At 71.3% G+C, this 24,452-nt stretch carries 21 protein-coding genes; 6 read left to right on the top strand and 15 right to left on the bottom strand.

Features of this window, described 5'->3' with window-relative positions; genetic code table 11:
- Window positions 1-245 precede the first annotated feature (245 nt).
- Window positions 246-1,844: a polysaccharide lyase family 1 protein gene (locus D581_RS0130690; protein ID WP_018960946.1), complete on the top strand. Its 1,599-nt coding sequence runs from the start codon at window positions 246-248 to the stop codon at window positions 1,842-1,844.
- Here D581_RS0130690 and D581_RS0130685 read toward each other — a convergent pair.
- From D581_RS0130685 to D581_RS0130630, 12 genes are all read right to left on the bottom strand, one after another.
- Window positions 1,832-3,052, bottom strand: a complete 1,221-nt coding sequence (locus D581_RS0130685) for a pectinesterase family protein (protein WP_018960945.1) — start codon at window positions 3,050-3,052, stop codon at window positions 1,832-1,834. The genes D581_RS0130690 and D581_RS0130685 overlap by 13 nt on opposite strands.
- 220 nt (window positions 3,053-3,272) lie before the next feature.
- Complete coding sequence (locus D581_RS0130680) at window positions 3,273-4,616, bottom strand: pectate lyase family protein (RefSeq protein ID WP_018960944.1); 1,344 nt, start codon at window positions 4,614-4,616, stop codon at window positions 3,273-3,275.
- Between the two features lie 76 nt (window positions 4,617-4,692).
- Window positions 4,693-5,547, bottom strand: a complete 855-nt coding sequence (locus tag D581_RS0130675; protein ID WP_018960943.1) for a rhamnogalacturonan acetylesterase — start codon at window positions 5,545-5,547, stop codon at window positions 4,693-4,695.
- Between the two features lie 113 nt (window positions 5,548-5,660).
- Window positions 5,661-6,995 (bottom strand): ABC transporter substrate-binding protein, encoded by a 1,335-nt coding sequence (locus D581_RS0130670; RefSeq protein ID WP_018960942.1) that lies wholly within the window; start codon window positions 6,993-6,995, stop codon window positions 5,661-5,663.
- The gene (locus D581_RS0130665; RefSeq protein WP_018960941.1) at window positions 6,992-8,596 is read right to left on the bottom strand and encodes a glycoside hydrolase family 43 protein; all 1,605 of its coding nucleotides are present in this window, start codon (window positions 8,594-8,596) and stop codon (window positions 6,992-6,994) included. The genes D581_RS0130670 and D581_RS0130665 overlap by 4 nt, the downstream gene beginning before the upstream one ends.
- Entirely contained in the window at window positions 8,593-9,447 is an 855-nt protein-coding gene (locus D581_RS0130660; RefSeq protein ID WP_018960940.1) for a DUF6807 domain-containing protein, read from the bottom strand. The genes D581_RS0130665 and D581_RS0130660 overlap by 4 nt, the downstream gene beginning before the upstream one ends.
- Entirely contained in the window at window positions 9,444-10,685 is a 1,242-nt protein-coding gene (locus tag D581_RS0130655) for a Gfo/Idh/MocA family protein (protein ID WP_026291057.1), read from the bottom strand. The genes D581_RS0130660 and D581_RS0130655 overlap by 4 nt, the downstream gene beginning before the upstream one ends.
- Complete coding sequence (locus D581_RS0130650) at window positions 10,682-11,593, bottom strand: carbohydrate ABC transporter permease (RefSeq protein WP_018960938.1); 912 nt, start codon at window positions 11,591-11,593, stop codon at window positions 10,682-10,684. Before D581_RS0130650 ends, D581_RS0130655 begins: the two co-directional genes overlap by 4 nt.
- Window positions 11,590-12,522: a carbohydrate ABC transporter permease gene (locus tag D581_RS0130645; RefSeq protein ID WP_026291056.1), complete on the bottom strand. Its 933-nt coding sequence runs from the start codon at window positions 12,520-12,522 to the stop codon at window positions 11,590-11,592. The genes D581_RS0130650 and D581_RS0130645 overlap by 4 nt, the downstream gene beginning before the upstream one ends.
- A 158-nt stretch (window positions 12,523-12,680) precedes the next feature.
- Window positions 12,681-14,435, bottom strand: a complete 1,755-nt coding sequence (gene araD, locus D581_RS0130640) for an L-arabinonate dehydratase (protein WP_018960936.1) — start codon at window positions 14,433-14,435, stop codon at window positions 12,681-12,683.
- Entirely contained in the window at window positions 14,432-15,334 is a 903-nt protein-coding gene (locus D581_RS0130635; protein WP_018960935.1) for a dihydrodipicolinate synthase family protein, read from the bottom strand. The genes araD and D581_RS0130635 overlap by 4 nt, the downstream gene beginning before the upstream one ends.
- 50 nt (window positions 15,335-15,384) lie before the next feature.
- Entirely contained in the window at window positions 15,385-16,041 is a 657-nt protein-coding gene (locus tag D581_RS0130630) for a GntR family transcriptional regulator (RefSeq protein WP_018960934.1), read from the bottom strand.
- Between the two features lie 530 nt (window positions 16,042-16,571).
- On the opposite strand from D581_RS0130630, the gene D581_RS0130625 reads away from it, so the two are divergent.
- From D581_RS0130625 to D581_RS0130610, 4 genes are all read left to right on the top strand, one after another.
- On the top strand, window positions 16,572-16,760 hold the full coding sequence (locus tag D581_RS0130625; protein WP_018960933.1) for a hypothetical protein: 189 nt from the start codon (window positions 16,572-16,574) through the stop codon (window positions 16,758-16,760).
- 334 nt (window positions 16,761-17,094) lie between these two features.
- Window positions 17,095-19,347 carry an MMPL family transporter gene (locus D581_RS0130620; protein ID WP_026291055.1) on the top strand — a complete coding sequence of 751 codons (2,253 nt, stop codon included), beginning with the start codon at window positions 17,095-17,097 and terminating at the stop codon, window positions 19,345-19,347.
- A gap of 4 nt (window positions 19,348-19,351) precedes the next feature.
- A complete protein-coding gene (locus tag D581_RS0130615) occupies window positions 19,352-20,536 on the top strand; it encodes a sensor histidine kinase (protein WP_018960931.1) in 1,185 nt (394 codons plus the stop codon).
- Window position 20,537: 1 nt separating this feature from the next.
- Complete coding sequence (locus D581_RS0130610) at window positions 20,538-21,212, top strand: response regulator (protein ID WP_018960930.1); 675 nt, start codon at window positions 20,538-20,540, stop codon at window positions 21,210-21,212.
- A 39-nt stretch (window positions 21,213-21,251) separates the two neighbouring features.
- Here the strand turns inward: D581_RS0130610 and D581_RS0130605 are convergent, their stop codons facing one another.
- Window positions 21,252-22,154: a LysR family transcriptional regulator gene (locus D581_RS0130605; protein ID WP_018960929.1), complete on the bottom strand. Its 903-nt coding sequence runs from the start codon at window positions 22,152-22,154 to the stop codon at window positions 21,252-21,254.
- A gap of 68 nt (window positions 22,155-22,222) precedes the next feature.
- Here D581_RS0130605 and D581_RS0130600 point away from each other — a divergent pair, with 68 nt between their 5' ends.
- Window positions 22,223-23,137 carry an EamA family transporter gene (locus tag D581_RS0130600; protein WP_078625967.1) on the top strand — a complete coding sequence of 305 codons (915 nt, stop codon included), beginning with the start codon at window positions 22,223-22,225 and terminating at the stop codon, window positions 23,135-23,137.
- 37 nt (window positions 23,138-23,174) lie between these two features.
- Here the strand turns inward: D581_RS0130600 and D581_RS0130595 are convergent, their stop codons facing one another.
- The gene (locus D581_RS0130595) at window positions 23,175-23,966 is read right to left on the bottom strand and encodes an alpha/beta fold hydrolase (RefSeq protein WP_018960927.1); all 792 of its coding nucleotides are present in this window, start codon (window positions 23,964-23,966) and stop codon (window positions 23,175-23,177) included.
- Window positions 23,967-23,981: 15 nt separating this feature from the next.
- Complete coding sequence (locus D581_RS0130590; RefSeq protein ID WP_018960926.1) at window positions 23,982-24,398, bottom strand: ester cyclase; 417 nt, start codon at window positions 24,396-24,398, stop codon at window positions 23,982-23,984.
- Window positions 24,399-24,452: the final 54 nt, after the last annotated feature.

Raw genomic sequence — 24,452 nt, 5'->3', positions numbered from 1 at the left:
CCGCTGCCGCATGCACCTTGCCATGCTGGTCGGGCCCCTCTACTTTCACTTTAGAAAGCGCTTGCTGTCCTGTCGCTTCCGGGGCGTGGAGCCCGGGATGCAGGGGCGCTGCCGTATGCCACCTGGTGGATCGAGCCGCTTCTGTGCGGCTGCGTACGGGGGCGCTCCCGTATGTCATGCACACGTCATTCAGCATGTGCTCTGGCATCCATCACCGACCAACCGAAGACACCTGGGAGACGAACATGGGACGACCAGTCGCACGGCGGCTGCAGGCCGCCGTGGCAACCCTGGCCCTCGCGGCCGCGACCGGAGCGGTGCTGTCGGCGCCCGAGGCGGTGGCGGCGACCGGGAGCGCCACCGGCTACGCCACCCAGAACGGCGGGACCACCGGCGGTGCGGGCGGGCAGACCGTCCGAGCCACTACCGGGACCCAGATCCATGAGGCGCTGTGCGGGCGGGCCGACAGCAGCACCCCGATCGTGATCGAGGTCGAAGGCACCATCAACCACGGCAACACCACCAAGGTGTCCGGCGACAGCTGCAGCACCGCCGCCGGCGTGATCGAGCTCAAGCAGATCAGCAACGTCACGATCGTCGGCGTCGGCAGCGGGGCCGTCTTCGACCAGCTGGGCATCCACCTCCGCGAGGCCAGCAACATCATCATCCAGAACGTGACCGTCCGGAACGTCAAGAAGTCCGGGTCGCCCACCTCCAACGGCGGCGACGCCATCGGCATGGAGTCCGGCGTCCGCAACGTCTGGGTCGATCACACGACCCTGGAGGCGTCGGGCGGGGAGTCGGAGGGGTACGACGGCCTCTTCGACATGAAGGCCAACACGCAGTACGTGACCCTCTCGTACAGCATCCTGCGCAACTCCGGCCGCGGCGGCCTGGTGGGGTCCAGCGAGAGCGACCGCTCCAACGGCTTCGTCACCTACCACCACAACCTGTACGAGAACATCGACTCCCGCACGCCCCTGCTGCGCGGCGGCATCGCCCACATCTACAACAACCACTACGTGAAGCTCAACGAGTCCGGCATCAACTCCCGGGCCGGGGCCCGCGCCAAGGTGGAGAGCAACTACTTCGAGGACTCCAAGGACGTCCTCGGCACCTTCTACACCGACGAGGCCGGCTACTGGCAGGTCAGCGGCAACACCCTCGACAACGTCACCTGGTCCAGCCCCGGCGGCACGACCAACCCCGCCGGGCCCGACATGAAGTCCACCACCACGGTCGACATCCCCTACACCTACCGTGCCGACACGGCTGGTTGCGTGCCGGACGTCGTGAGCCGCACGGCGGGCGCCGACAAGGGCCTGAAGGTCTCGGACGGCAACTGCACACCGCAGACGCCCACTCCGACGCCCACCGACCCGACGCCGACACCCACCGATCCGACGCCGACACCCACCGATCCGACGCCGGGACCGACGGACCCGACTCCGGGGCCGACGGACCCCACCCCGCCCACCGGGACCAACCTCAGCATCGGAGCCGGCTCCGACGGATCCAGCAAGGCCGCCGGAACAAGCTACGGTGATCTGCGCGACGGCGACCTGAGCACCTACTGGTCGCCCGTGGGGCCCACCGGCTCCGCCTCGATCAAGTGGGCTTCCGACACGGCCGTCTCCTCAGTCCGGATCCGTGAGGCGGCGGGCTCCGCGGGCACGGTCACGACGTGGCGGCTCCTCAACGCGGACACCGGCGCCGTCCTGACCTCCGGCACCGGCGCCGGGGACATCGCCTTCCCCCGCACCTCCCTGCGCAAGATCACCTTCGAGATCACCAGCTCGACCGGTACCCCGAGGATCGCCGAGTTCGAGACCTACGCGGGCTGACCACGCAGTCCGTGCCGCGCATCGTCCGCGACCCGCATCTCCCACGTATCCGGGAGGTGCGGGTCCCGGGCGTCCAGCCAGCGGGTCGGAGTGTGGGCGCGGGCCTCGGCCGCGCTGAGCTGCGGACGGTTCGCGGGGACGGTGACGCGGGCGCCGGGGCCGGTGTTGCGGTGCTCGGCGAAGCGCTGGTCCTGCCACGGGAAGCCCGCGGACATGGTGGCGTACGGCGTCCTCGCGTCGATCCCCGGGCCGAGCCGGCTGTCGCGGACGGTCAGCATGGGGTGCGCGGTGAGGTCCGAAGAAGGCACCCAGGGGCGGGCGAGCTTGTAGTGCGCGTCGGGGGCGGTGCTCGTGATCCGGGAGCGCAGGACCAGGAAGCCGTACGGATTGGCCCCGGCGGTGCTCGGCGCGAAGACATAACCGTGCGGGGCCGAGGCCAGGTCGGTGCGGGTAAGCGCGCGGAAGTGGCAGCGGTCGAAGACGGCGGTGGCGCGGCCGAAGACGAAGTCGACGTCCCCCTCCGCGTAGCAGTCGCGGTAGTACTGACGGGCGAACGCGTCGACGGCGGGGGAGTCGGCGTACAGCGTGTCCTGGTGGCCGAGGAACCGGCAGCCATAGAACGCCGACCGGTCCCCCTGGACCTTGATGGCGACGGCCTGCGTGCCGGTGTACTCGGGGTTGTCGGAGCGCAGCCAGTCGTTGGCGAAGGTCAGGTCGCGGGCGGTGAATCCGGCCGCCCGGACGGTGACGGAGGCCGAGCCGCTGGTGCCCAGGGTTCCGGAGCCGTCGGGCTTGGGTGTGCCCGCCGCGTTGTCGTACACGAGCACGGTGTCCCGGGCCTCGCCGTTCGCGCCGATCAGGGTGAGCCCTTCGTGGGCGGGGCCGATGAGCACCGTCGCGCGGTACACACCGGGGGCGATCACGAGCGTGCGCCCGGTGCCGGTCGCCGCGTCGACGGCGGACTGTACGTCAATGTGGTCGCCGCGGCCGTACGCGTCGACGTACAGCGTGCGCGGGTCCAGGCGCCGTGCGGGTGAGCCGTAGCGGCCGAAGGGGCGGGGGGCCGCGGTCCCGGCGTGGGCGGCGGTCGCGCCGAGTGCGAGGGCGGCACTCGTTCCGGCGAGCAGGGAGAGGGCGGTACGTCTGCTGGGGAGGGAGGGGCCGCTGGGCAGGGAAAGTTCGCTGGGCAGGGAAGGTCCGCTGGGCATGAAGGGGCTCCTCGGGGTGAGCGGCGAAAGGCCGGAGCGGCGCTCTCCGGGATGGTGGAAAGCATGCGGTGCCGCTCCGGCCGGATCGGGGTAGTCGGGTCGAGGGGTGATGAGGCGCGGGGACGGTCGCGCCCGCGACGGCGAGGCCGGGGGCGGTTACGGCCGGGTGAGGCGCTCCGGGGGCGGTTGCCTCCGGGCGCGTGCGGTCGGGGACAAACTCTCAGCGACCGCTCACGCTCGCCCTGCCCGCTCCGGCCTTGAGCGCCACGAGCACCGGTACGACGAGCGGGTGGTGGACCGCCGTCCGCAGGCGGGGCGTCCAGCCGGCGCCCTCGGTGAGGTGCTCGCCCGGCACACCCGCGTTGTGCACGGCGACCAGGTCGGTCTTCCGCCCGTCGACGTAGTTGTTCCTCGCGGTGAGGGGCGACTCCGACCACTTCTTCAGGATCGTCGCCCGGTCCACGTCCCGCGTGAGGGTGAACGCGTTGTGTTCGGCGACCAGTCGGGATTCCGCGCCGATGCCGAACGTGTATCCGTAGGCGCTGCCCTTCGTCGCCACGAAGTGGTTGTTGTACGCGTCGACCTGGCCGAACCGCACGCGCGGGGCCCGCTCCTTGACGTCCTTGAAGAGGTTGTGATGGAGCGTGACGCGGAGCTTGCCCCGGTCCGTGGCGCCGGCGCCGTCACTGTTGCCGATGAGCATGGTCTTGTCGTGGTCCTTGAGGACGTTCCACGAGACGGTGACCAGGTCGGCGCCGCGAACGATGTCGAAGAGGCCGTCGTGCTGTTGGTAGACCTGGCCGAAGTAGTGGGGCTGGTCCGCGTCGGGGCGGTCGCCGTCGCTGAAGGTGTTGTGGTCGACCCAGACGCGGCGGGATCCGTACACGACGAGGTTGTCGTACTCGGAGTTCCAGGCGCCTTCGGCCCCGTCCGTGGGGTCCCACTGGGGGAAGCAGTCGTAGGTGTCCTCGAAGCCGATGTTGCGGATGATGACGTTGGAGACGTCCCGCACCTGGAGCGAGGCCCCGATGACCTTCGGGTTCTTCCCCACCCCGACCAGGGTGGTGTTGGAGGGGACCTTGATGGTGACGGCGGCCGCCTGCCGCTTCGCGGAGGCGACGCGGGCCTCCTCCAGCGGACCCGAGGGGACCGTGTCCCGGCCCCAGACCTCGGGATCGTAGGCGGCGAGGTACTTCTCCAGCGTGTAACCGCCGGTCTGATAGTGCTCGCAGCCGATCGGCGTGCCGTTGACGTCGGAGTTGCCGTGCACGGTCCCGGAAATTCTGATGATCTTCGGTGCGTCGCCCGCCTCCGCGAAGGCGGCGATGAGCTCGGCCCGGTCGGTCACCGTGTAGACGTGGTCGGGGGTGGCGTTCGCGCCACCCGTGGTGGAGCCCTCGGCTGCGGCCCAGCCGTCTCCGGCGGGCAGTACGGCGCGCTCGACGCCGGGGCCGGCGTGGCTCGGCTGCCCGGTGGCCAGGGCCGGGGTGCTGAGGGCGAGGGCCAGAGAGGTGCAGCCCAGGGTCACGGCGATGGCGCGGGTATGACGCTTGCGTGCGGGCATGGCGAATCCTTCTGTGTCGTCGGAAAGAGGAAGAAGGGATGAAGACCGAGGAGAGGAACGGGGGAGGGGAAGTGCGTCAGACCTGGCCGGGCCAGGTGATCCACTCCGCCGGGACCCGGTCGTCCAGGCGGCGGACGTCGCGCAGGGCGAGCACGTCCTCGCCCAGGAGCGCCCGTGCGGTGAGCCGGGCCACCTCGATGGCGCCCGCCGGTCTGAAGTGCGTGTTGTCCCGGGCGCCGTCGGGGTGGTTAAGCGAGTCACCGGGATCCAGCCACAGGAAGCACGCCTCGGTACCGTCCGGACCCAGCTCCTGCCAGCGGGCGAGGGAGAGCGCCTGGACGTCGACCAGGGGGACACCCTCCTCGGCGGCCAGGGTGCGCATCGCCGCCGGGTACTCGCCGAGCGAGGGCCGGGCGGTGCCGTCGGCGGCGAACCGGCGGCGCTCGACCGAGGTGACGAACACCGGCAGGGCCCGTCGTGTGCGGGCGCCCTTCACGTATCGGCGCAGGTACTCCTGATAGGTGGTGTACGGGTCTGTGCCGCGGGCCGGGTCCTCGGTCTTCTGGTCGTTGTGGCCGAACTGGACGAGGACGAGATCGCCGGGTTGGACACCGGCCAGGAGCGCGGTGAGGCGGCCCTCGTCGAAGAAGCTCTTCGAACTGCGGCCGTTCACCGCGTGGTTGGCGATCCGGAGCCGATCGGTGAGAAAGAAGGGGAGCGCCATGCCCCAGCCCGTCTCGGGCGCGGCGTCGGCGTGTTTCACGGCGGCCGTGGAGTCCCCGGCGATGTGGATCGTACGGGGCCGGGGTCTGCCGCCCTCGCCCCCGCCCCCTCCGCCGTGTGCGAGCGCGGGGGTGGCGGTGAGGGCGAGGGCCGGGCCCAGGGGCACGGTGAGCAGTGCGGCGGCGGTCTGTCGGCGGGTGAGTGACACGGAGGGCTGCCTCTCTTGTGTGCGCGCTTGCGCGGGAGAGGGACCGGCGGCGGAGCGCGACCCGGACCGCCGCCGGCCCCCGTCATGGGGGAGGGACAGGGGAGGAGACCGGATCAGCCGTTGCCGATCTCCTTCCACTCCTTGTTGGCGGCGTTCAACTGCTCGGCCATGTCGTCCAGGAACGCCTTGGCCGTGATCTTGCCGAGCAGCACCTTCTGGAACTCCGGCTCGTTGTCCGCCTTGCTGATGTTGTTCCAGTCGGGCAGGTAGTACGGCAGATCGACGACCTTCGTGGAGCCGTCGGTCAGGGTCTTCGCGGCCAGCGCGGTCGACTCGGTCTCGGTGATCCAGGGGTCCTTCGCCGCTTCGGTGTTGGCCGGGATGGCGCCCGCCGACTCGTTCCACTTGCTGTTGGACGCGTGGGAGGCCGCGAACTCGATGAACTTCCACGCCGCGGTCTTGTTCTGGCTCGATCGGAAGAGACCGAGGCCGTCGACGGGATTGGAGACCTGCACACGGGTGCCGCCGTCCCCGATGGGCGCGGGTATGCCCGCGAACTTGTCCTCGCCGAGAGCCTTCAGATGGTCCTGGTAGGAGCCCAGATTATGGCTCAGCATGCCGATCGTGCCGGTGTCCCACTGGGCCACCATCTTGGTGAAGTCATTATTGACGTCGGCGGCGGGCGTGGTCTTCTTGAAGAGCCCGGCGTACTTCTCCAGAGCGGCGACGTTCTTCGGGTCGTTGAGCGTCGTCCGGTCGCCGTCCCAGAACTCGGTGATGCCGGACTGCCCGTAGACGGCGTCCAGGGCCTGTGCGATGGAGCCGGCGCCGCCGCGGATCGTGTAGCCGAACTTGTTGTTCTTCGCGTCGGTCAGCTTCTCGGCCGCCGTGTAGAAATTCGCCCAGGTGTCGGGAGCTTTCAGACCGGCCTGGTCGAACAGGTCGGTGCGGTACCAGAGCACACCGTTGTTCGCGGAGGTCGGTACGGAGTAGACGTCGTCGCCCCGCCCGGCCGCCGCGCGGACGCTCTCGACCATGGACTCGACCAGCTTGCCCTTCAGCGTGGACTTCTCCAGCCGGTCGTTGACCGGCTCCAGAGCCTCCTGGGAGACCATGTTGGCCAGGTAGGCCGTGCCGACGCCGCCGACGTCGGGCAGCCCGCCGCCCGCGATCGCCGTGTCGTACTTGGACTGGACGTCGGCGATCGGGATCGGGACGTACTTGACCTTGATGTCCGGGTGCTGCTTCTCGAAGTCCTTGATGATCTCGGTCCAGACGGCGGTGCGCGGACCGCCGTTGTTGTCCCAGAAGGTGATCTCGCCCTTTCCGCTGCCCTCCGTGCCGGAGCCGCTGCCGTCGTCGCCGCACGCGGTGGCCGTCAGCGCGAGCACCGCCGTGAGGGAGATCGCGGCCGTGGCACGCCCCCGCTGTGTCTTCGAGATGTTCATCGTCGGCTCTTTTCTGTCTGCTGGTGATGTGGGTGTGATGGGTCATGACATGTGCGCTTCTGCGGGGGGTTGGGGCCGGTGACGCGGAAAGCGGTGAAGCGGGCCGTTCCGGCGGGGCCCGTCCCGGCCGGCGCGGTGGCGAAGAGCCCGAGGAGGGCCCCGACCCAGCGCCAGGGGGTGGCGGCGAAGACCTGGCCCGAGGGCCGGAACCCGTCGCCGGTGTCGGCAAAGAAGCGGCAGCGGGCCCCCGCCGTGACCTCGACGCGCAGCCTGGCCCGCCCGTCAGGGGAGGCGCGGGGCTCGGCCGCGTCCCGTTCGTGTGCGGCGACACCCTCGGCGAAGCGGTGGACGAGCCGCGGTGTGCCGTCGGCGGCGACCGCGAGGCCGATCCAGCCGAAGGCGTCGCCCACCACGGCGAGTCCGGCCTTGGCGCCCGGTTCGCCGCTGTCCAGCGCGAGTTCCACGTCGACGGTGAACTCTTCGGCGGGCAGCCGCTGGACCAGGACGTTGGGCAGCAGCCGCAGGTCGTGCTCGTACGCGGTCCGTACGCAGGTGAGCCGCACCCCGTCCCCGCTGTGCCGGGTGGTCCAGTCGGGGCGCGGGTTGGCCGTCCACTGCCACTGGGCCCCGGGGCGGCCGCCGGGGAAGTCGTCGTCGACGGCGGGTGCCGCCACCGGCTGGGCGGGGGCGAGAGGTTTGGTGTGCCGGGGCACCGGCTCGCCCCTGTCGCCGATGACGGGCCAGCCCTCGGCGTCCCAGCGCATCGGCTGGAGGTGGACGACCCGCCCGTACGCTCCCCGGGCCTGGAAGTGGAGGAACCAGTCCTCGCCCGCGGAGGTGTGCACCCAGCCGCCCTGATGGGGGCCGTTGACGCTGGTACGGCCCTGGGCGAGGACGACGCGTTCCTCGTACGGGCCGAAGAAGTCCCGGGAACGGAAGGCGCCCTGCCAGCCGGTCTCCACGCCGCCGGCCGGCGCGAAGATCCAGAAACAGCCGTCGCGCCGGTAGAGCTTGGGGCCTTCGAGGGTGAACCAGCCCGGCAGCCGGTCGGCGTCCACCAACGTCGATCCCCCGTCGAGGAGTTCGCGGCCGTCAGGGCTCATCCGGTGGCCGGTGAGCCGGTTCTTGACGCCGGAGCGGGACTTGGCCCACGCGTGGACGAGATAGGCCTCGCCGGTCTCCTCGTCCCACAGCGGGCAGGCGTCGATGAACCCCTTGCCCGCCTTGAGCAGATGCGGGGCGGTCCAAGGGCCCTCGACGCGGTCCGCGTTGATCTGCTGAATTCCGTGGTCGGGATCGCCCCAGAAGATCCAGAAACGTCCGCCGTGGTGGCGCAGCGAGGGGGCCCAGACCCCGCGGTCATGGCGAGGAGCGGCGAACTCCGCTTCGGGTTGGAGGCGGTCCAGCGCGTGCCCGACGGCGGTCCAGTTGACCAGGTCGCGGGAGTGCAGGAGCGGCAGCCCGGGGGAGCGGCCGAAGCTGGAAGCGGTGAGGTAGTAGTCGTCACCGACACGGACGACGTCGGGGTCGGACCAGTCGGCGTTCAGGACCGGGTTGCGGTACGTCCCGTCACCGAGGTCGGAGATCCAGGGCCGGCTCACCGGGCCACCGCCTCGCGCGCGTACCGGGCGGCGGTCTCCCGGTCCGGCCTGCCGTCCACGACGACGGTGATGATCCGGCGCACGACCGAGGCCCCGGCGGGTACGGGCAGCCGCTCGTGCGCCGCGAGGCTGGAGCCGACGCCCGGGTACTCGGAGGTCCTCACGAACCACGGGTCGCGCCGGGTCTCCTCGGTCGCCCCCACGAACACGAGCGTCCAGCCGTCCCCGGCCAGGGCCAGCCAGTCGGCGGTGCGGCCGTGGACCTCGCTCTCACCCTCGTGCGCGGCGCTGAACACGGTGGGCGGTACGGCCTCCTTGGGGGCGCGCCAGAAGAAGCCGCCGTACCCGGCGCCCAGCCGGCCGTTGGTCGCCGGGCTGCCGATGGAGAGGCCCGTGTCCCCGGGGTTGGTGAGCACGAAGGAGAAGTCCAGCTCCCAGGTGGTGCCGGAGGTCCGGGTGGCCGACAGGGTGCGGTGCTCGCGCAGGAGCTCGGCGCCGGCGGCTTCCCAGCCGAGCTCCTGGGTGAAGCCGTTCGGGCTGCGCTGGGGCCGGGCCAGGTGGCGCTGGACGCCGTGGTTGTCGAGTGCGGTGGGCCCCCGGCCCCGTACGAAGGTGCGCCCGCCCCAGAAGTTGTACCCGGCGACATCGGGGACGGCGACGGAGACGCCCAGGTGGTGGAGGTGGTCGGCGGGGCGCTCCTCGGTGACGGTGACCCCGCCGAGGGTGGTGACGGGGTGGAGGCGGGGGCGGCCGTCCGCGCCCGGCGCGTAGCCGTAGTGGGCGACGGTGTCGGAGCCGCAGGCAAGGGTGGCCGGCAGGTCGGGGAACGGGTCGGTGGCGTGCTGGGTCATGAGGCGGCCGCCTCGCCCACCCGGGCCCAGGGGGCGCCCAGTTCGGAGAAGAGGCGGAGGGACTCGGCCCCGGCGGCGACCAGGGAGTCGATGCCCGGCACGACCCGCCGCGCCCCGCCGTCCGGCCCGTCGTACCGGGTCTCCCAGGCACGGTCGGGCAGTGGGCCGGGCTCGGGGGCGGTGCGCACGGCCTCGACGACGCGCATGAAAGCCCCCGTGGAGGAGGGGGGAACCAGCAGCGGTGTGCCGTGCTCCAGGTGGTCGAGGAGGTTCTCCAGGAGATCGGTCCGCCCGTGGACGGTCTCCTCCGGGCCCCGTCCGGCGCGCTGCACCAGGACGCGGTCCTGCTTGTACCAGAAGGTGATCCGGCCCCTCTCGCCGTGCACGATGACGTACGGCTCCCCGGCCCGTTCGGCGCACAGGGTGACGGCGGCGGTGACACACGGCCCCTCGGCGGTGGTGACGCGGATGCTGCTGGTGTCGTCCGCCTCGATGGCGTGCGCGCGGTACAGCTCCGTCTCGATGGCGGTGACCTCCTCGGACCGGCCCCGGCAGGCCAGTTCGAGCGCGGTGGCCACGGCGTGCGCCAGGGGATTGGTGAGGACGCCGTCGACCACGTCGGTCGTGCCGATCCTGCGCCGCCCGGCCCAGGGCGCCCGCCGGAAGTAGGCGTCGTCCCGGACCCACGCCCCGGCGGCCCCGAAACCGGTGACGGTCCCGATGGCTCCGGTGGCCACCAGCTCGCGGATGGCGGGCAGGGCGTGCGACCCGAAGGACTGGAACCCCACCTGGCAGGCGATGCCCGCTCGTTCGACGCCTTCGGCCATCCGCGTGTAGTCGGCCCAGCCAGCGGCGGGGGGCTTCTCCAGCAGCAGGTGGACGCCCCGGGCGGCGGCGGTGAGAGCCAGCTCGGTGTGGGTCTGGATCGGGGTGCAGACGATGGCCGCCCGGGCTCCGGTGCCGTCCAGGAGCGCCCCGAAGTCGTCGGACTGCTCGGGCGACTCGTCGGGGCCGAAGCCGGAGGCCGCGAGTTCGCCGGCGGTCAGGGGCTCCAGCTCGCAGATGCCGGCCAGCCTGACCCGGCCCTGGTGCTGGAGCCGGCGCACATTGGCGAGGTGCCACCGGCCGTGGCCCCGGGCGCCGGCCAGGACGACGGGCACGGGCGCGGCCGGGACGGCGGGCACGCGGGCGGCCGGGGTCGCCGAGGGGGTCGCGGAGGGGGCGGTCACTTTCCTCATCCCTTCACCGCGCCGGCGCTGAAGCCCGTGATGAGCCACTTCTGGATGAAGGCGAAGACGATCACCACGGGAACGGCCGCGATGACACCGCCCGCCGCGAGCGCGCCCAGATCGACGCTGTCCGCGCCGATCAGCGTGTTGAGACCGACCGGGATCGTCTGCTTGTCCTGCTCGCTCAGGAACATCAGGGCGAAGAGGAAGTGGTTCCAGCTGTGCACGAACGCGAAGGAGCCGACGGCGATCAGCCCGGGGCGCAGGAGCGGCAGGACGACGGTGCGGAAGGCGGTGAAGCGCGAGCAGCCGTCGACCCAGGCGGCCTCCTCCAGGGAGACGGGGACGTTCTTGATGAAGCCGCTGATCAGGATGATCGACAGCGGGAGCTGGAACACCGTCTCCGCGATGACGACGCTCCCCAGCGAGTTGATCATCTGGAGGTTCCGGAAGATCTCGAAGAGCGGTACGAGCATCAGGGCGCCCGGGATGAACTGCGAGCAGAGCAGCGCGAGCATGAACGCGCCCTTGATCTTGAAGTCGAACCGGGCCAGGGCGTAGCCGCCTGCCAGGGCGACCAGGGTCGTGGCGACGAGCGTCGCGACGCCGACGATCATGCTGTTCTGGAAGAAGACGGCGAAGCTCCGCTCGTTCCAGACCTTGGAGAAGTGCGCTCCGGTCATCGGCCAGGGCACCAGCGACGTGGAACCGGCGGGCCGTACGGCGAAGAGCAGCATCCAGTAGAACGGGATGAGCGTGAAGAGCAGGTAGAGGCCGAGCGGCAGATAGATCTGCCAGCGTGGCACGTCGTCGAAGGCGCGCTCCCGCCCGGGGCGGCGGCGCGGGGAGAACGGCGGGGAGCCGGGAGCGGAGGACCGCCGAGCGGTTCCGTTCTTCTCGGTGAGCAGGGCGGTCACGTGCGGTCGCCTCCGAACTTGCTCAGGCGCAGATAGACGATCGAACAGAAGAGGAGGATCACGAAGGCGACGGTGGTGAGCGCGGAGGCGTACCCGAAGTCGTGACCCTCGATGCCGGTGTTGGCCACGTAGAGCGGCAGGGTGGTGGTCTCGCCCGCGGGCCCGCCGCCGGTGAGGGTGTAGAGCAGGTCGACGTTGTTGAACTCCCAGACCCCGCGCAGCAGGGTGGCGAGGATGATCGCGTCCCGCAGGTGGGGCAGCGTGATGTGGAAGAACTGCCGCAGCCGGCCCGCGCCGTCGACCGAAGCCGCCTCGTACAACTCCTTCGAGACGGACTGGAGGTCGGCGAGGATGAGAATCGCGAAGAAGGGGACACCGCGCCAGAGTTCGGTGACGGTGGCCGCCCAGAAGACGGTTCCGGTGTCCGAGAGCACCGACGTGCCGTACTCGCCGATCCCGGCGTCCGCGAGGTAGCGGCTGAACCCCGTCGAGGAGTTGTAGAGCAGGATCCAGATCGTGCTGGTCAGCACACCGGAGACGGCCCAGGGGGAGAAGACCATGGCCCGGGAGATGCCGCGCCCGATGAACGTCTGGTTGACGATCAGCGCGAGTGCCAGGCCGAGGAGCAGCTGGAGCGTGACCTGGGTGAAGACCCACTGGGCACTGAACCCGAGCGTCGGCCAGAACTGGTCGTCCTCGGTGAAGACGCGCCGGAAGTTGTCGAGCCCGGCGAAGCCGTTCCGCCACGGCTTGGTGACGTTGTAGTTCTGCAGGCTGTAGTAGAAGACGCTGAGCACCGGGTAGGCGATGAAGCCCAGCATCAGGAGGCCCGCCGGCGCGATCAGCAGATAGGGCAGGCGGCGAGGGGTCGCCCGGCGGCGCCGGGACTCTTTGGGCGGCGGTGTGGCCACGGCTGCGGTTGGGGCCATGACGCGTCTCCGATCTCTGGGAGGTGCTGGATGCGCTGGACGTTCGGGCCTGTCGGCCGCTGGTTGTGAAAGCGCTTGCCATGAAGGGCTGGAGCGACCCGGGGGATCGAGGTACAGAAGGGGGGCCGGTCGGCCCGCGTACGGTCACGGGACCCGGTTCATCCCGCGTACGGGTCGGGCACCTCTCCCTGCCGGGCCAGGAACGCGAAGTCGCATCCGGTGTCGGCCTGGGTGATCTGGTCCTGGTACAGCGCCCCGTAGCCCCGTCCGTAGCGGGCGGGCGGTGGGGACCAGGCGGCCCTGCGTCGCTCCAGTTCCTCGTCGTCGACATCGAGCCGCAGGAGCCGGGCCTCGACGTCCAGCGTGATGAGGTCGCCGGTGCGGACCAGGGCGAGCGGACCGCCGACGAAGGACTCGGGCGCGATGTGCAGCACACACGCTCCGTAACTGGTGCCGCTCATCCGCGCGTCGGAGATCCGCACCATGTCCCGCACACCTTGCTTCAGCAGGTAGTCGGGGATCGGCAGCATGCCGTACTCGGGCATGCCGGGGCCGCCCTGGGGCCCGGCGTTGCGCAGCACGAGCACATGGTCCGGAGTGAGAGCGAGGGCCGGGTCGTTGATCGTGCGCTGGAGCTCGCGGTAGTCGTCGAAGACGACGGCGGGCCCGGTGTGGCGCAGCAGGCGCGGCTCGGCGGCGATGTGCTTGATGACGGCCCCGTCGGGACAGAGGTTGCCGCGCAGCACCGCCACCCCGCCCTCCCCGGCAAGCGGGTCGGAGCGTTCGCGGATGACGTCGCTGTTGTGGACGGGGGCCCCGTCGAGCTGCTCGCGCAGGGTGGCGTGCGCGACCGTGGGCCGGTCCAGGTGCAGTACGTCGGTGAGCCGCCCCAGAAAGCCGGGCAGACCGCCGGCGAAGTGGAAGTCCTCCATCAGGTACCGCCCGCCGGGACGGAGGTCGGCGAGGACGGGCACCGTACGGGCGATCCGGTCGAAGTCGTCCAGGGTGAGCTTCACGCCGGACCGGCCCGCCATCGCGATCAGATGGATCACGGCGTTGGTGGAGCCGCCGAGCGCGAGAACCGTGGCGACGGCGTCCTCGTACGCCTCCGGCGTCAGGATCCGCGACAACGTCACCTGCCGCGTGACGAGGTCGACGATGCGCAGCCCCGAGGCCGCGGCCATCCGCTCGTGCCCCGAGTCGACGGCGGGTATGGACGAGGCGCCCGGCAGGGTGACCCCCAGCACCTCGGCGGCGGCGGTCAGGGTGGAGGCGGTGCCCATCGTCATGCAGTGGCCGGGGGAGCGGGCCAGACCGTTCTCCAGCTCGGCCATCTCGCAGTCGCCGATGTTCCCGGCCCGCCGCTCGTCCCAGTACTTCCACATGTCCGTGCCGGAGCCGAGGACCTCGTTGCGCCAGTGCCCGGGCAGCATCGGCCCGGCGGGCACGAAGACGGTCGGCAGGTCCACGGAGGCGGCGCCCATCAGCAGCGCGGGCGTCGACTTGTCGCAGCCGCCCAGCAGTACGGCCCCGTCGACGGGGTAGGAGCGCAGCAGCTCCTCGGTCTCCATCGCCAGCAGGTTGCGGTAGAGCATCGGGGTCGGCTTCTGGAAGGTCTCCGAGAGGGTGGAGACCGGGAACTCCAGCGGGAACCCGCCCGCCTGCCACACCCCCCGCTTGACCGCCTGTGCCCGTTCGCGCAGATGCGTGTGGCACGGGTTGATGTCGGACCAGGTGTTGAGCACCGCGATGACCGGCTTGCCGAGGTGTTCCTCGGGGAGGTAGCCGAGCTGACGGGTGCGGGCCCGGTGGCTGAAGGACCGCAGCCCGTCGGTGCCGTACCACCGGTGGCTGCGCAGCTCCTCGGGCGCGATACGGCCGGTTCCCGGGTCCCGGGTGGACGTGTCGGTCACAGGGACCACTCGGCTGTCAGTCCGGCGACCTCGGCGCGCCGGTCCTCGGGCAGGACCCGGCTCGGAGCGCGTACGTCGCGGCGGCAGAGCCCGAGTGCGGACAGGGCTTCCTTCACGACGGTGACGTTGTCGGCGGACTGCTCCGCGGCGCGGAGCTCCTCGAAGCGGCGGATACGCTCCCAGACCTTCATCGCCGCCACGTAGTCCCCGGCCCGCAGCGCCTCCAGCATGTCGAGGGAGACGGCCGGGGCGACGTTGACGAGACCGGAGGTGAAGCCGGTGGCGCCGGTGGCGAAGTAGGAGGGGGCGTACAGCTCCGCGAGGCCGGCGATCCAGACGAACCGTTCCAGACCGGCGTCCCGGGCGAAGGCGCCGAAGCGGGCCGCGTCGGGGACCGCGTACTTCACGCCGACGACGTTGGGGCAGGCGTCGGCGAGTTCGGCGAGCCGCTCGCCGGCCAGCAGCGGGCTGCGGACGTAGGGGACGACGCCGAGCTGCGGCACGGCCTCGGCGATCGACCGGTGGTAGTCGACCCACCCCTCCTGCGCGATGTACGGGTGCACCGGCTGGTGCACCATCACCATGGCCGCACCGGCCTCGGCGGCGTGCTCGGCCGCGGCCACTGCGGTCGGCACGTCGTGACCGACGCCCACCAGGACGGTGGCGCGCCCCGCGGCCTCCTCGACGGTCAGCTCGGTGACGAGGCGCCGCTCGTCGGGGGTGAGGGCGTAGAACTCCCCGGTGTTGCCGTTCGGGGTGATGGTGCGGACGCCGCCGTCGAGCAGCCTGCGCATCAGGAGGCGGTGGGTCGCGACGTCGATGGTCCCGTCCTCGGCGAACGGCGTCACCGGGATCGCCACAACGTCTGCGAGGGCCGCCTTGAGCGGTGAGTGGTCCATGCGGACTGGCCTTTCTTCGAGGTGCTGGTGGAGCGCCCCCAGCGGGCGGTTCACGCGGCGTCGCCCCCGTCTTCGTCGTCGGGGAAGGCGCGGCGCACGAACGACGCGATGTGGTGGTGCAGAGCCCCGGCAGCGGCCTCCGCGTCATCGGCGAGGGCGAGCCGCAGGATCTCGCGGTGCTCGGCCGCTTCGCGCTCCCAGGACGGGACGGCCGACCAGGCCACGGTCGACACGAGCGCCGCCTGGTCGCGGACCTCGTCGAGCATCCGGGAGAGCAGCGGGTTGCCGCAGGGCAGGTACAGGGCCCGGTGGAAGTCCCGGTTGGCCAGCGACCTGTCCGCCGTGTCGGCCGCCGAGTCGGCCCGTTCCAGGGCCTCCTGGGCCGCCTCCAACGAGGCGCCCCGGGTGATGGAGCGGCGCAGCGCCTCCGGTTCCAGCAGAAGGCGCACGTCGTACACCTCCCTGGCCATGGTCGCGTCGACGAGCCGCACGGTGACGCCCTTGTACTGGCTCATCACCACGAGTCCGGTGCCCGCGAGCGTCTTGAGCGCCTCGCGGACGGGGGTCTTCGACACCCCGAACTGCGCGGCGAGTTCGGTCTCCACCAGCGCCTGTCCCGGTCTCAACTGCGCGGTGAGGATGGCGTGCTTGATGGCCTCCAGCACGTACTGGGTCCGGGACGGGATCGGGGCAGGGGCGAAGGTCATGGGTGACGGGCTCTCACATCTCGCGTATCGCGTCTCATATATGACGTACGAAGTACGACGCGATGAAGCTAGGGCCACGTGGAATGTTTCGTCAACGCTTCCGACCGAAGAACTTCTGCGGCCCGGGAGCCACTTGGCGACGCCGGTGGGCGTGCCGACCCGCCCGGGCGGCCCCATCGGCTGAGCAGGGCTCTCCCGTGCGGCGGAGGCCCGGCTCGCCCGGCCTCCCGCCGCACGGACGTGCGCGACCTCCTCTTCGTCGAACTGTTCCGGAACGTCACGGGTTTCGCCGGGAATCGACGAGACACCCCCCTGGGATATCCAAGCCCCGGGGTCGGTCGACGGAAACGGGACGACATGGGGAACGGGATCGCATGCGAATTTCAGAGCGGTCCTGAACCGACCTCCCAGGAAAAGACCATGACTTTCCCGGACGGTGAACGCAGCGCTCCCCAGGAGCCCGCCGCACCCGTCCCATCCGCGCCGGTTCCGGACCCGGAGCCCGACCACGCTACGAGCGCTCCGTCCCGGTGGTCGGCGGGCCCGCCTGTGGCGTTCCCCGGGGCATCGCCGCGCTGACCGGGCCGGCCAGGGACTTCTTCCTGCTCGGGATCCGGGCGGCCCTCGCCGGATGCAGCGCCGCTTTCGGGTCGCTCCGGGCCGCCGACCGGGCCGCCTGGAACCTCCTCCCCAGCGGCAAGCACACCCCCAACGGCTGATCCGCGGACCCTGACCGGCCGGCCCAGGTACGCGCGGCGACACCATTCGGCAAGGGCGGGAAAGCGGCGATCGGCATCAGCCGGGGAACGGCATTGCGCGTGCCCGACGCATTCCGGAAGACCGTCGATCTCCATACGCGCAGAAACCCTGTCCCCTTCCCATCAGGTCGACGTGTTGCGCCGCCCCAGGACCCTTCTCGCGCAGCCGGAGGGAAGCACGACCGCCCGACCCTGTCGGCGGCCCCGGCGGCCTCCTTGTCCACCGGTCGGTGGACAACAGGTTCAGTCGGCAGGACGTGCCGGGCGCCCCACCCCTGCGGCCAGGATTTCCGGCATGAGACACCTACCTGTACGTATGGCCCGATGGAGCGCCCGGCACGCCGGGCGGGCGATCGCCGGCTGGTTCGCGTTCGTCGTCCTGTGCCTCGTGGCCGGCATCGCGCTGGGCACCAACGAGGCCACCACCAAGGACTTCTGGGTCGGCGAGGCGGGACGCGCCGAGGCGACGGCGACCGAGGGCGGCCTGGAGCGTTCCCCCACCGAGCGGATCATGATCCGGGCCAGGACGGGGGAGCTGGACATGGCGGCGGCCGGTGCGGCGGCCCGGGACGTGACCGTGCGGATGCGGTCCCTGCCCGAGGTGGAGAGCGTGGCCGCTCCCGTCCGCTCGAAGGACGGCGAGGTCCTGCTGGTCTCGGTGGTCCTGAACGGCCCGGAGCTGGAAGGCAGGAAGAACGTCGTGCCGCTCCTGGAGCAGACGGCTGCCGTCGGCGCCGACCACCCGGACCTGGTGGTGGAGGAGACCGGATCCCCCGCCATCAGCAAGGGCGTCAACGACCAGCGCGACGAGGATCTCGCGCTTTCCGAACGCATCAGCCTGCCCGTCACCGTCATCACCCTGCTGATCGTGTTCGGCTCGGTGATCATGGCGGGTGTGCCGCTGCTGCTGGCGCTCTCCTCGATCGCCGCGGCGATCGGACTGTCCATGGTCGCCTCGCACGTCATGCCCGACGCGGGGGTCGGGACGAACCTCATCCTGCTCATCGGTCTGGCGGTCGGCGTCGACTACACGCTCTTCTACCTGAAACGCGAACGGGAGGAGCGGGCGCGCGCCGAGGGGCGGCTCGGCCCGGAGGCCCTCGTGGAGCTGGCCGCGGCGACAGCGGGCCGGGCCATCGTGGTCTCGGGTCTGGCCGTGATCGTCTCCACCGCCACCCTGTACCTGGCCACGGACGTCATCTTCTCCTCACTGGCGACCGGGACCATTCTCGTCGTGGCCGTCGCCGTGGCCAGCTCGCTCACCGTGCTCCCCGCGCTGCTGGTCGTCATCGGCCGCCGTACCGACCGCCTCGCCCCCCGCAGGACCGCCCGCCGGGCCGCCCGCGGCAAGCCGGCCCGGGCCGGGAAGCCGGAGACGGGACGGGTGTTCGCCGCTCTGCTGCGCCCGGCCCGGACCCGCCCCGCCCTCACCCTGAGCCTGTCGGTCCTCGTCATGCTCGGCCTGGCCGTCCCCGCGCTCGGCCTGAAACTGATCGACCCGGGAAGGGACACCTTCTCCCGCGACATCCCGGCCATGCGGGTCTACGACCGGCTGACCGAGAGCTTCCCCGAACTCCTCGTCACCCACGAGGTCGTCACCCGCTCCACGCCGGAGCAGGCGGCACAGGTGAAGCAGGCCCTGGAGGACCTCGGCCGACGAGCCCAGGGGGACCCCCTGTTCGCGCAGCACCCGAAGGGCGCGGAGGGCCTCACGAACCCGAAGACCCCGGCGATATCCGAGGCGACGGTTCGTACGTCGGCCGACGGCCGGATCAGCGTGCTGGAACTCTCGGTCCCCCATCCCGCGCCCTCCGCCGAGGCGATCGCGTCGCTCACCCACCTCCGCCAGGACCACATCCCCGCGACCGTCGGCCGACTGTCCGGCGTGGAGACTGCGGTGAGCGGCGACGTCGCTCGCGGCCGCGACTACGTGAGTCACGAGAGCGACAAGCTGCCGCTGGTCCTCGGCTTCCTGCTGCTGATGACCTTCCTGATGACCGTGTGGGCGTTCCGCTCCGTGATCATCGGCGTCATCGGCGTCGTACTGAATCTGCTCTCCGCCGGCGCCTCGCTCGGCATGCTGGTCCTGGTCTTCCAGGGGACGTGGGCGGAGGTACCGCTGGACTTCGACTCCCTCGGGGCGATCGCGTCCAGGGTTCCGTTGTTCCTCGTGGTGATCCTCTTCGGCCTGTCGATGGACTACCAGGTGTTCGTGGTCAGCCGGATCCAGGAGGCCAGGCAGAACGGCATGTCCGCCCGTGAGGCCGTCCTGGAGGGCATCAACAAGTCGGCCAAGGTGGTGACCAGCGCGGCGATCGTCATGGTGACGGTGTTCGGCGCGTTCGTGGCCCTGCACCTCACCGAGATGAAGCAGATGGGGTTCTGCCTGGCCGTGGCGGTCCTCCTGGACGCCGTGGTCATCCGGCTCATGGTCCTGCCGTCGGTGCTGTTGCTCCTCGGCGAGCGTGCCTGGTGGCAGGCCCGGCGCCCCGGCCGGTTCGGGCGGGCGCAGGAACCCGCCGCCGAGCCCCTGGCGGAAGTAGGCTGACGCGGTGAATCAACGGCCGCAGCCCGCCACCGCGTTGACCGTACCGTCGCTGCACCGGTGGAACGCCGTCTTCTGGGTGTTGCTGGGCGTGGTCCCGCCGGCCCTCGCGGTCGCCGACGCACCCGGGACGACGCGCTTCCCGGTGCTGGGACTGCTGGCCGTGCTCGCCCTGTCGTACGGCGCGGTGGGGCTGTTCCCCGGCAACCCCGCCCTGCGCCCCCGCCCCTACCTGTACGTACTCGTCGTGGGCCTCGGAGCCATGTCGTACCTGCTCGACGGCAGCGCGGCGCTCTTCGTGGTGACACTGCCGCACTTCTGGATCTACACCGCGGGCGCGCGTGCCGCGATCGTCCTGAGCGGTCTCGCCGCGGCGGGCGTCGTGGCCGGCAACGCGGTACGGCAGGGCTGGGGCGGGGAGTTCTTCACCGGCAACGTGATCTTCACGATCATCGGGTACGCGGCAGGCGTGCTCATCGGGCTGGGGGTGCGCCACATCACCGAGGACGCCGACCAGCGGGCCCGCCGACTGAGCGCCGAACTGGAGGAGACACGGCTCCGGCTCATCGAAGCACACCACCGCCAGGGGGCGGCGGACGAGCGCGAACGGCTCGCGCGGGAGATCCACGACACGCTCGCCCAGGGATTCGCGTCCATCATCGTGCTCGCGGAGGCGGCCAGATCCGGTCTGGCGACCGACCCGGGCCGGAGCGGGAAACACCTGCTCGCCATCGAGAACACCGCGCGCGAGAACCTCGCCGAGGCGCGCGTCCTCGTCGGCTCGGCCCCGGAGAGCGGTGTCGCCGCCGGCTCGGTGGCGGACACCCTGCGACGGACCCTGCGGCGGTTCACCGAGGACACCGGGACCCGCGTCACCTCCGAACTGCCGGACGTCACCTGCGACCAGCAGACCCGCATCGCTCTCCTGCGCTGCACCCAGGAGTCCCTCGCCAACATTCGCAAGCACGCGGCGGCCTCCACCGTGGAGGTGGTCCTCACCGCGCAGCCGTACGGGATCGAGCTGGAGATCACCGACGACGGCGCGGGCTTCGTGACGGAGGACTCCCACGGCTTCGGGCTGCACGGAATGCGCAAGCGCCTGGCCGAGTTGGGCGGCGAGCTCACCGTCACCAGTTCGGTCGGCGACGGTACCCGCGTCCTGGCCATGATTCCCACCGACGGGCAGGACTGAGATGACACACGGGCCGACAGCGGAGAAGAAGCTCCGGATCCTCGTGGCGGACGACCACACCGTGATGCGTGCCGGGGTTGTCGCCCTGCTGGCGAACGAACCCACCATCGACATCGTCGGCGAGGCCGAGGACGGCCGGGCGGCCGTCGGTCTCGTCGAACGGCTGGAGCCCGACGTGGTGCTGATGGACCTGCGGATGCCCGTCCTCGACGGGACGAGCGCCACGACGGAGATCGTCGCCGGGCCCACCCGGACCCGCGTGCTGATCCTGACCACGTACGAGACCGACGCGGAGATCGAGCGCGCCGTCGAGGCAGGCGCCATCGGCTACCTGCTGAAGGACGCCACCCGCGAGCAGTTGGTGCAGGCCGTCCACTCCGCGTCCCGGGGCGAGACCGTGCTGGCTCCGCGTGTCGCGGCGCGGCTGGTGGCCCGGATGCGGCGGCCGACGCCGGTGACGCTGACGCCACGGGAGGTGGATGTGCTGGGCGCGGTGGCGGACGGGCTGTCCAACGTGGAGATCGGCCGTCGGCTGGTCATCGCGGAGGCGACCGTGAAGACGCATCTGCTGAGGGTCTTCGCCAAACTCGACGTCGCCGACCGTACGCACGCGGTGGTCAAGGCACTGGAGCTCGGTCTGCTGGAAGGACCCCGGGGGAGAGCGGAAGGCGCCTGAACTCCCTCCCGGTCGGTGCGTACACCTGCTCGTAGCGCGTCATCCGCGCGGGCCCGCGCCGGGGCGGCCCTCGCGGTAGAGGCCGGCGGCGAGGGCGATCGCGGGATGCGTGGCGGGGTGGGTGGCGTGGGCGTGCCAGATGAGGTGGACGGTGACCGGGTCGGCCCCCCGGAGAGGACGGTAGGTGATGCCGTCACGGCGGTACTGGGCCGCGGTGGCCTGAGGCGTGAGCCCGACACAGCGGCCGGTGGCGATGGCGGCCAGCCAGTCGTCGATGTCCTGCGTGAACTCGACCCTCGGCCGGTCCTGCTCCGGCCACAGATCCAGAGCGGTGGTGCCTGTGCGGCGGTCGATGGCCAGGGCACGGGTCGGGATCTCGTCCAGGCGGACACCGCGGCGGCGGGCCCAGGGGTCGTCGGACGCCATGGCCACGTAGCGGGCCTCGGTGCCGATCCGGGCGTGGGACCACGGCTTGAGGTCGATCGGAGCACGGATGACGGCGAGGTCGCACAGCCCTTCCGCGAGGCCGCCGGTGGGGGAGTTGTGACGGATGAGGCGCAGGTCGGTCCCGGGGTGCTGTTCGTGCCAGCGGCGCTGGAACTCGGTGGTGTGCCGGCCGAAGGCGGACCAGGCGTGACCGATGTGCACACGGGTGTGCCCGGTGGTGGCCTCGCGGACGAATTCCTCGGTGCCGGCGAGCACGATGCGGGCGCGGGCCAGCGCCCGGACTCCCGCGGCGGTGAGGGCGACGCTGCGACTGGTGCGGATCAGCAGCCGTACCCCGAGGAGGCTTTCGAGGCCGGCGAGGGTGCGGGAGACGGCGGCCTGCGACATACCGAGTGCGCGGCCGGCGTCGGTGAAACTGCCGGTGTCCACGATGGCGACCAGACACCGGAGCTGCTTCAGCTCCAGCGCACGCGCCGTGTTCCCCGACTCATCCATACGCCCATCGTATAGATGCGTGCGCGGATGCATTTTGCGCGGGGCGGTGGCTCTCCCATCGTCGGGGCATGAAGACCGATACTTCTCCGACCTCGACGCCCCGCCCGACCGGGGCCGACGGGGTGGCGCCACCACGGGGCACGGGGCGTGGAGCCGGTGTGGCCCTGATGCTGGGCAGCGGCCTGTCCAACCAGGCGGGTGCCTCCGTCGCGGCGCTCGCCTTCCCGGTGATCGGGCCCGTTGGGGTGGTGGCGGTACGCCAGTGGGTGGCCGCCGTGATCCTCGGCGCCGTCGGCCGGCCACGGCTGCGGCACTTCACCGCCGCCCAGTGGCGTCCCGTCCTGGGCCTCGCCCTGGTGTTCGCCGGGATGAACCTCTCCCTGTACATGGCGATCGACAGGATCGGCCTCGGTCTTGCCGTCACGCTGGAGTTCCTCGGCCCGCTGACCGTCGCCCTGGCCGGCTCCCGCCGCCGGATCGACCTGGTCGCCGCCGGGGCAGCCGCGGGCGCGGTGGCCGTTCTCATGCGGCCCACGCCCTCCACCGACTACCCGGGTATCGGCCTGGCCCTCCTGGCGGCGGCCTGCTGGGCCTGCTACATCCTGCTCAACCGGACGGTCGGGACCCGCCTGCCCGGCCTGGAGGGCTCGGCCGCCGCGGCGATCGTCTCCGCCGTGCTCTACCTGCCCGTCGGCGCCTGGGTGCTGTGGCATCACCCGCCCACGCCCACCGCGCTGGGCTGTGCCCTCGTCGCCGGGGTGCTCTCCTCGGCGGTGCCGTTCCTGGCCGACCTGCTCGCGCTGCGCCGTGTCCCGGCCCACTTCTTCGGCGTGTTCATGAGCGTCAACCCGGTCTTCGCCGCCCTGGTCGGCCTCGCCGTTCTCGGGCAGCGGCTCGATGCCCTCGCCTGGCTGGCCATCGCGGTGATCGTCGCCGCGAACACCGCTGCCGTGTCCACCGCACGCCGGAAGGGATCCCCATGAGGATCGCGTCGACGTCCACCGCGCGTCCGGCCCGCTCCTACCGCTGCGTGACGGTGGTGAGGAAGTCCAGGACGAGCGGTCTCGCGACGGCGCGGAACTCCTCGAAGTAGGCGTGCCGCGCTCCGGGGACCAGGTGCAGACGGGCGCCGGGGATACGCTCCGCGAGCAGCGGAGAGTTGGCGGTCGGGTTGAGCAGGTCATCGGTGCCGTGAACGACGAGAGTGGGCGCGCCGATACGCGGCAGGAGCTGCCACGCGTCGTGCTGGTTGCCGGCCGCGAGGTGACGCCGTTGGGCGTGGGCGGGCATGCCCGGGTCGCCGAGCGTCCGGTACGGTCCGGGGTTCGCCGCCAGCCAGGCCGGGGTGTACATCAGCTCCAGCAGGGCCTGCCGTGCCGCACCCGGTCGCGTCTGCACCAGGGACCTGCGCACGTTGTTGGTGCGTTCGACGGCGTGCTGGCCGCCGGGCGATGTGCACCCGAGCACCAGGGCGCGTACGCGTTCGGGATGGCGCGCCGCGAGCTGCTGGGCCACCCGCCCGCCCATGGACGTCCCGTAGACATCGGCCCGCTCGATACCGAGGGCGTCGAGCACCGCGATCACGTCCAGGGCGAACAGCTCGGTGCTGTAGGGCAGATCGGGTTTACCGCTCTCCCCCGTGCCCCGGTAGTCGAACGTGATGGTGCTGCGGGCGTCGTGGAAGTCGCCGCGCACCGAGTCCCACCAGTGGTGGTTGTTGGCCTGCCCCGCCAGGAGGAGCAGGGGAGCAGCCCCGTCGCCCTGGACCTGATAGGCGATACCGACCCCGTCGGGCGTCGTCGTGTGCGGCATACGCGTCCTCACTCCTCATAGGCCGGTGGCCGGGGGAGCACCGACCTGTTCGAGCGCGCCGGCCAGGTCGTAGTTGAACCAGCTCTCGGCGATCCTGCCCTGCTGGAACCGCAAGGTGACGTGGCCGGTCGTCTCGAACGCTCTGCCGCTGGGCGGGTTTCCCCGGTAGTCGCCGGTGTGGCGGCCGTGGATGATGAATCGTGAGCAGACGAGATCGCCTTCGGCCACCAAGCTCTGCGCGGTGTGGGTGACTTCGAAGGCCTCGCGGACCTCTCGGTACGAACGCGTGGCCTCCGCGAGACCCACGGTCTCCTGCTCCATGTTGGGGTCGTGCTCGGCGTAGTCGGCTGTGCAGTGGTGTGCGTAGACGGACTCGCGGTCGTCGTCTGCTGACTCTTCCAGGAACCGGCGGGCAAGCGTTTTGGTGTCCATGACCCCGTTCTTACCTCCCGTCACCGGTCCGGCCGCGCCTCTTCACCCTCTGCC

The organism is Streptomyces sp. CNB091, assembly GCF_000377965.1.
This window is presented reverse-complemented; position numbering and strand designations above follow the sequence as displayed.

Excerpts from the sequence above, each read along its gene's own strand:
- D581_RS0130690 (WP_018960946.1), top strand. The coding sequence starts at position 246 with ATGGGACGACCAGTCGCACGGCGGCTGCAGGCCGCCGTGGCAACCCTG.
- D581_RS0130685 (WP_018960945.1), bottom strand. The coding sequence starts at position 3,052 with ATGCCCAGCGGACCTTCCCTGCCCAGCGAACTTTCCCTGCCCAGCGGC.
- D581_RS0130680 (WP_018960944.1), bottom strand. The coding sequence starts at position 4,616 with ATGCCCGCACGCAAGCGTCATACCCGCGCCATCGCCGTGACCCTGGGC.
- D581_RS0130670 (WP_018960942.1), bottom strand. The coding sequence starts at position 6,995 with ATGAACATCTCGAAGACACAGCGGGGGCGTGCCACGGCCGCGATCTCC.
- D581_RS0130660 (WP_018960940.1), bottom strand. The coding sequence starts at position 9,447 with ATGACCCAGCACGCCACCGACCCGTTCCCCGACCTGCCGGCCACCCTT.
- D581_RS0130655 (WP_026291057.1), bottom strand. The coding sequence starts at position 10,685 with ATGAGGAAAGTGACCGCCCCCTCCGCGACCCCCTCGGCGACCCCGGCC.
- D581_RS0130645 (WP_026291056.1), bottom strand. The coding sequence starts at position 12,522 with ATGGCCCCAACCGCAGCCGTGGCCACACCGCCGCCCAAAGAGTCCCGG.
- D581_RS0130635 (WP_018960935.1), bottom strand. The coding sequence starts at position 15,334 with ATGGACCACTCACCGCTCAAGGCGGCCCTCGCAGACGTTGTGGCGATC.
- D581_RS0130630 (WP_018960934.1), bottom strand. The coding sequence starts at position 16,041 with ATGACCTTCGCCCCTGCCCCGATCCCGTCCCGGACCCAGTACGTGCTG.
- D581_RS0130620 (WP_026291055.1), top strand. The coding sequence starts at position 17,095 with ATGAGACACCTACCTGTACGTATGGCCCGATGGAGCGCCCGGCACGCC.
- D581_RS0130610 (WP_018960930.1), top strand. The coding sequence starts at position 20,538 with ATGACACACGGGCCGACAGCGGAGAAGAAGCTCCGGATCCTCGTGGCG.
- D581_RS0130605 (WP_018960929.1), bottom strand. The coding sequence starts at position 22,154 with ATGGATGAGTCGGGGAACACGGCGCGTGCGCTGGAGCTGAAGCAGCTC.
- D581_RS0130600 (WP_078625967.1), top strand. The coding sequence starts at position 22,223 with ATGAAGACCGATACTTCTCCGACCTCGACGCCCCGCCCGACCGGGGCC.
- D581_RS0130595 (WP_018960927.1), bottom strand. The coding sequence starts at position 23,966 with ATGCCGCACACGACGACGCCCGACGGGGTCGGTATCGCCTATCAGGTC.
- D581_RS0130590 (WP_018960926.1), bottom strand. The coding sequence starts at position 24,398 with ATGGACACCAAAACGCTTGCCCGCCGGTTCCTGGAAGAGTCAGCAGAC.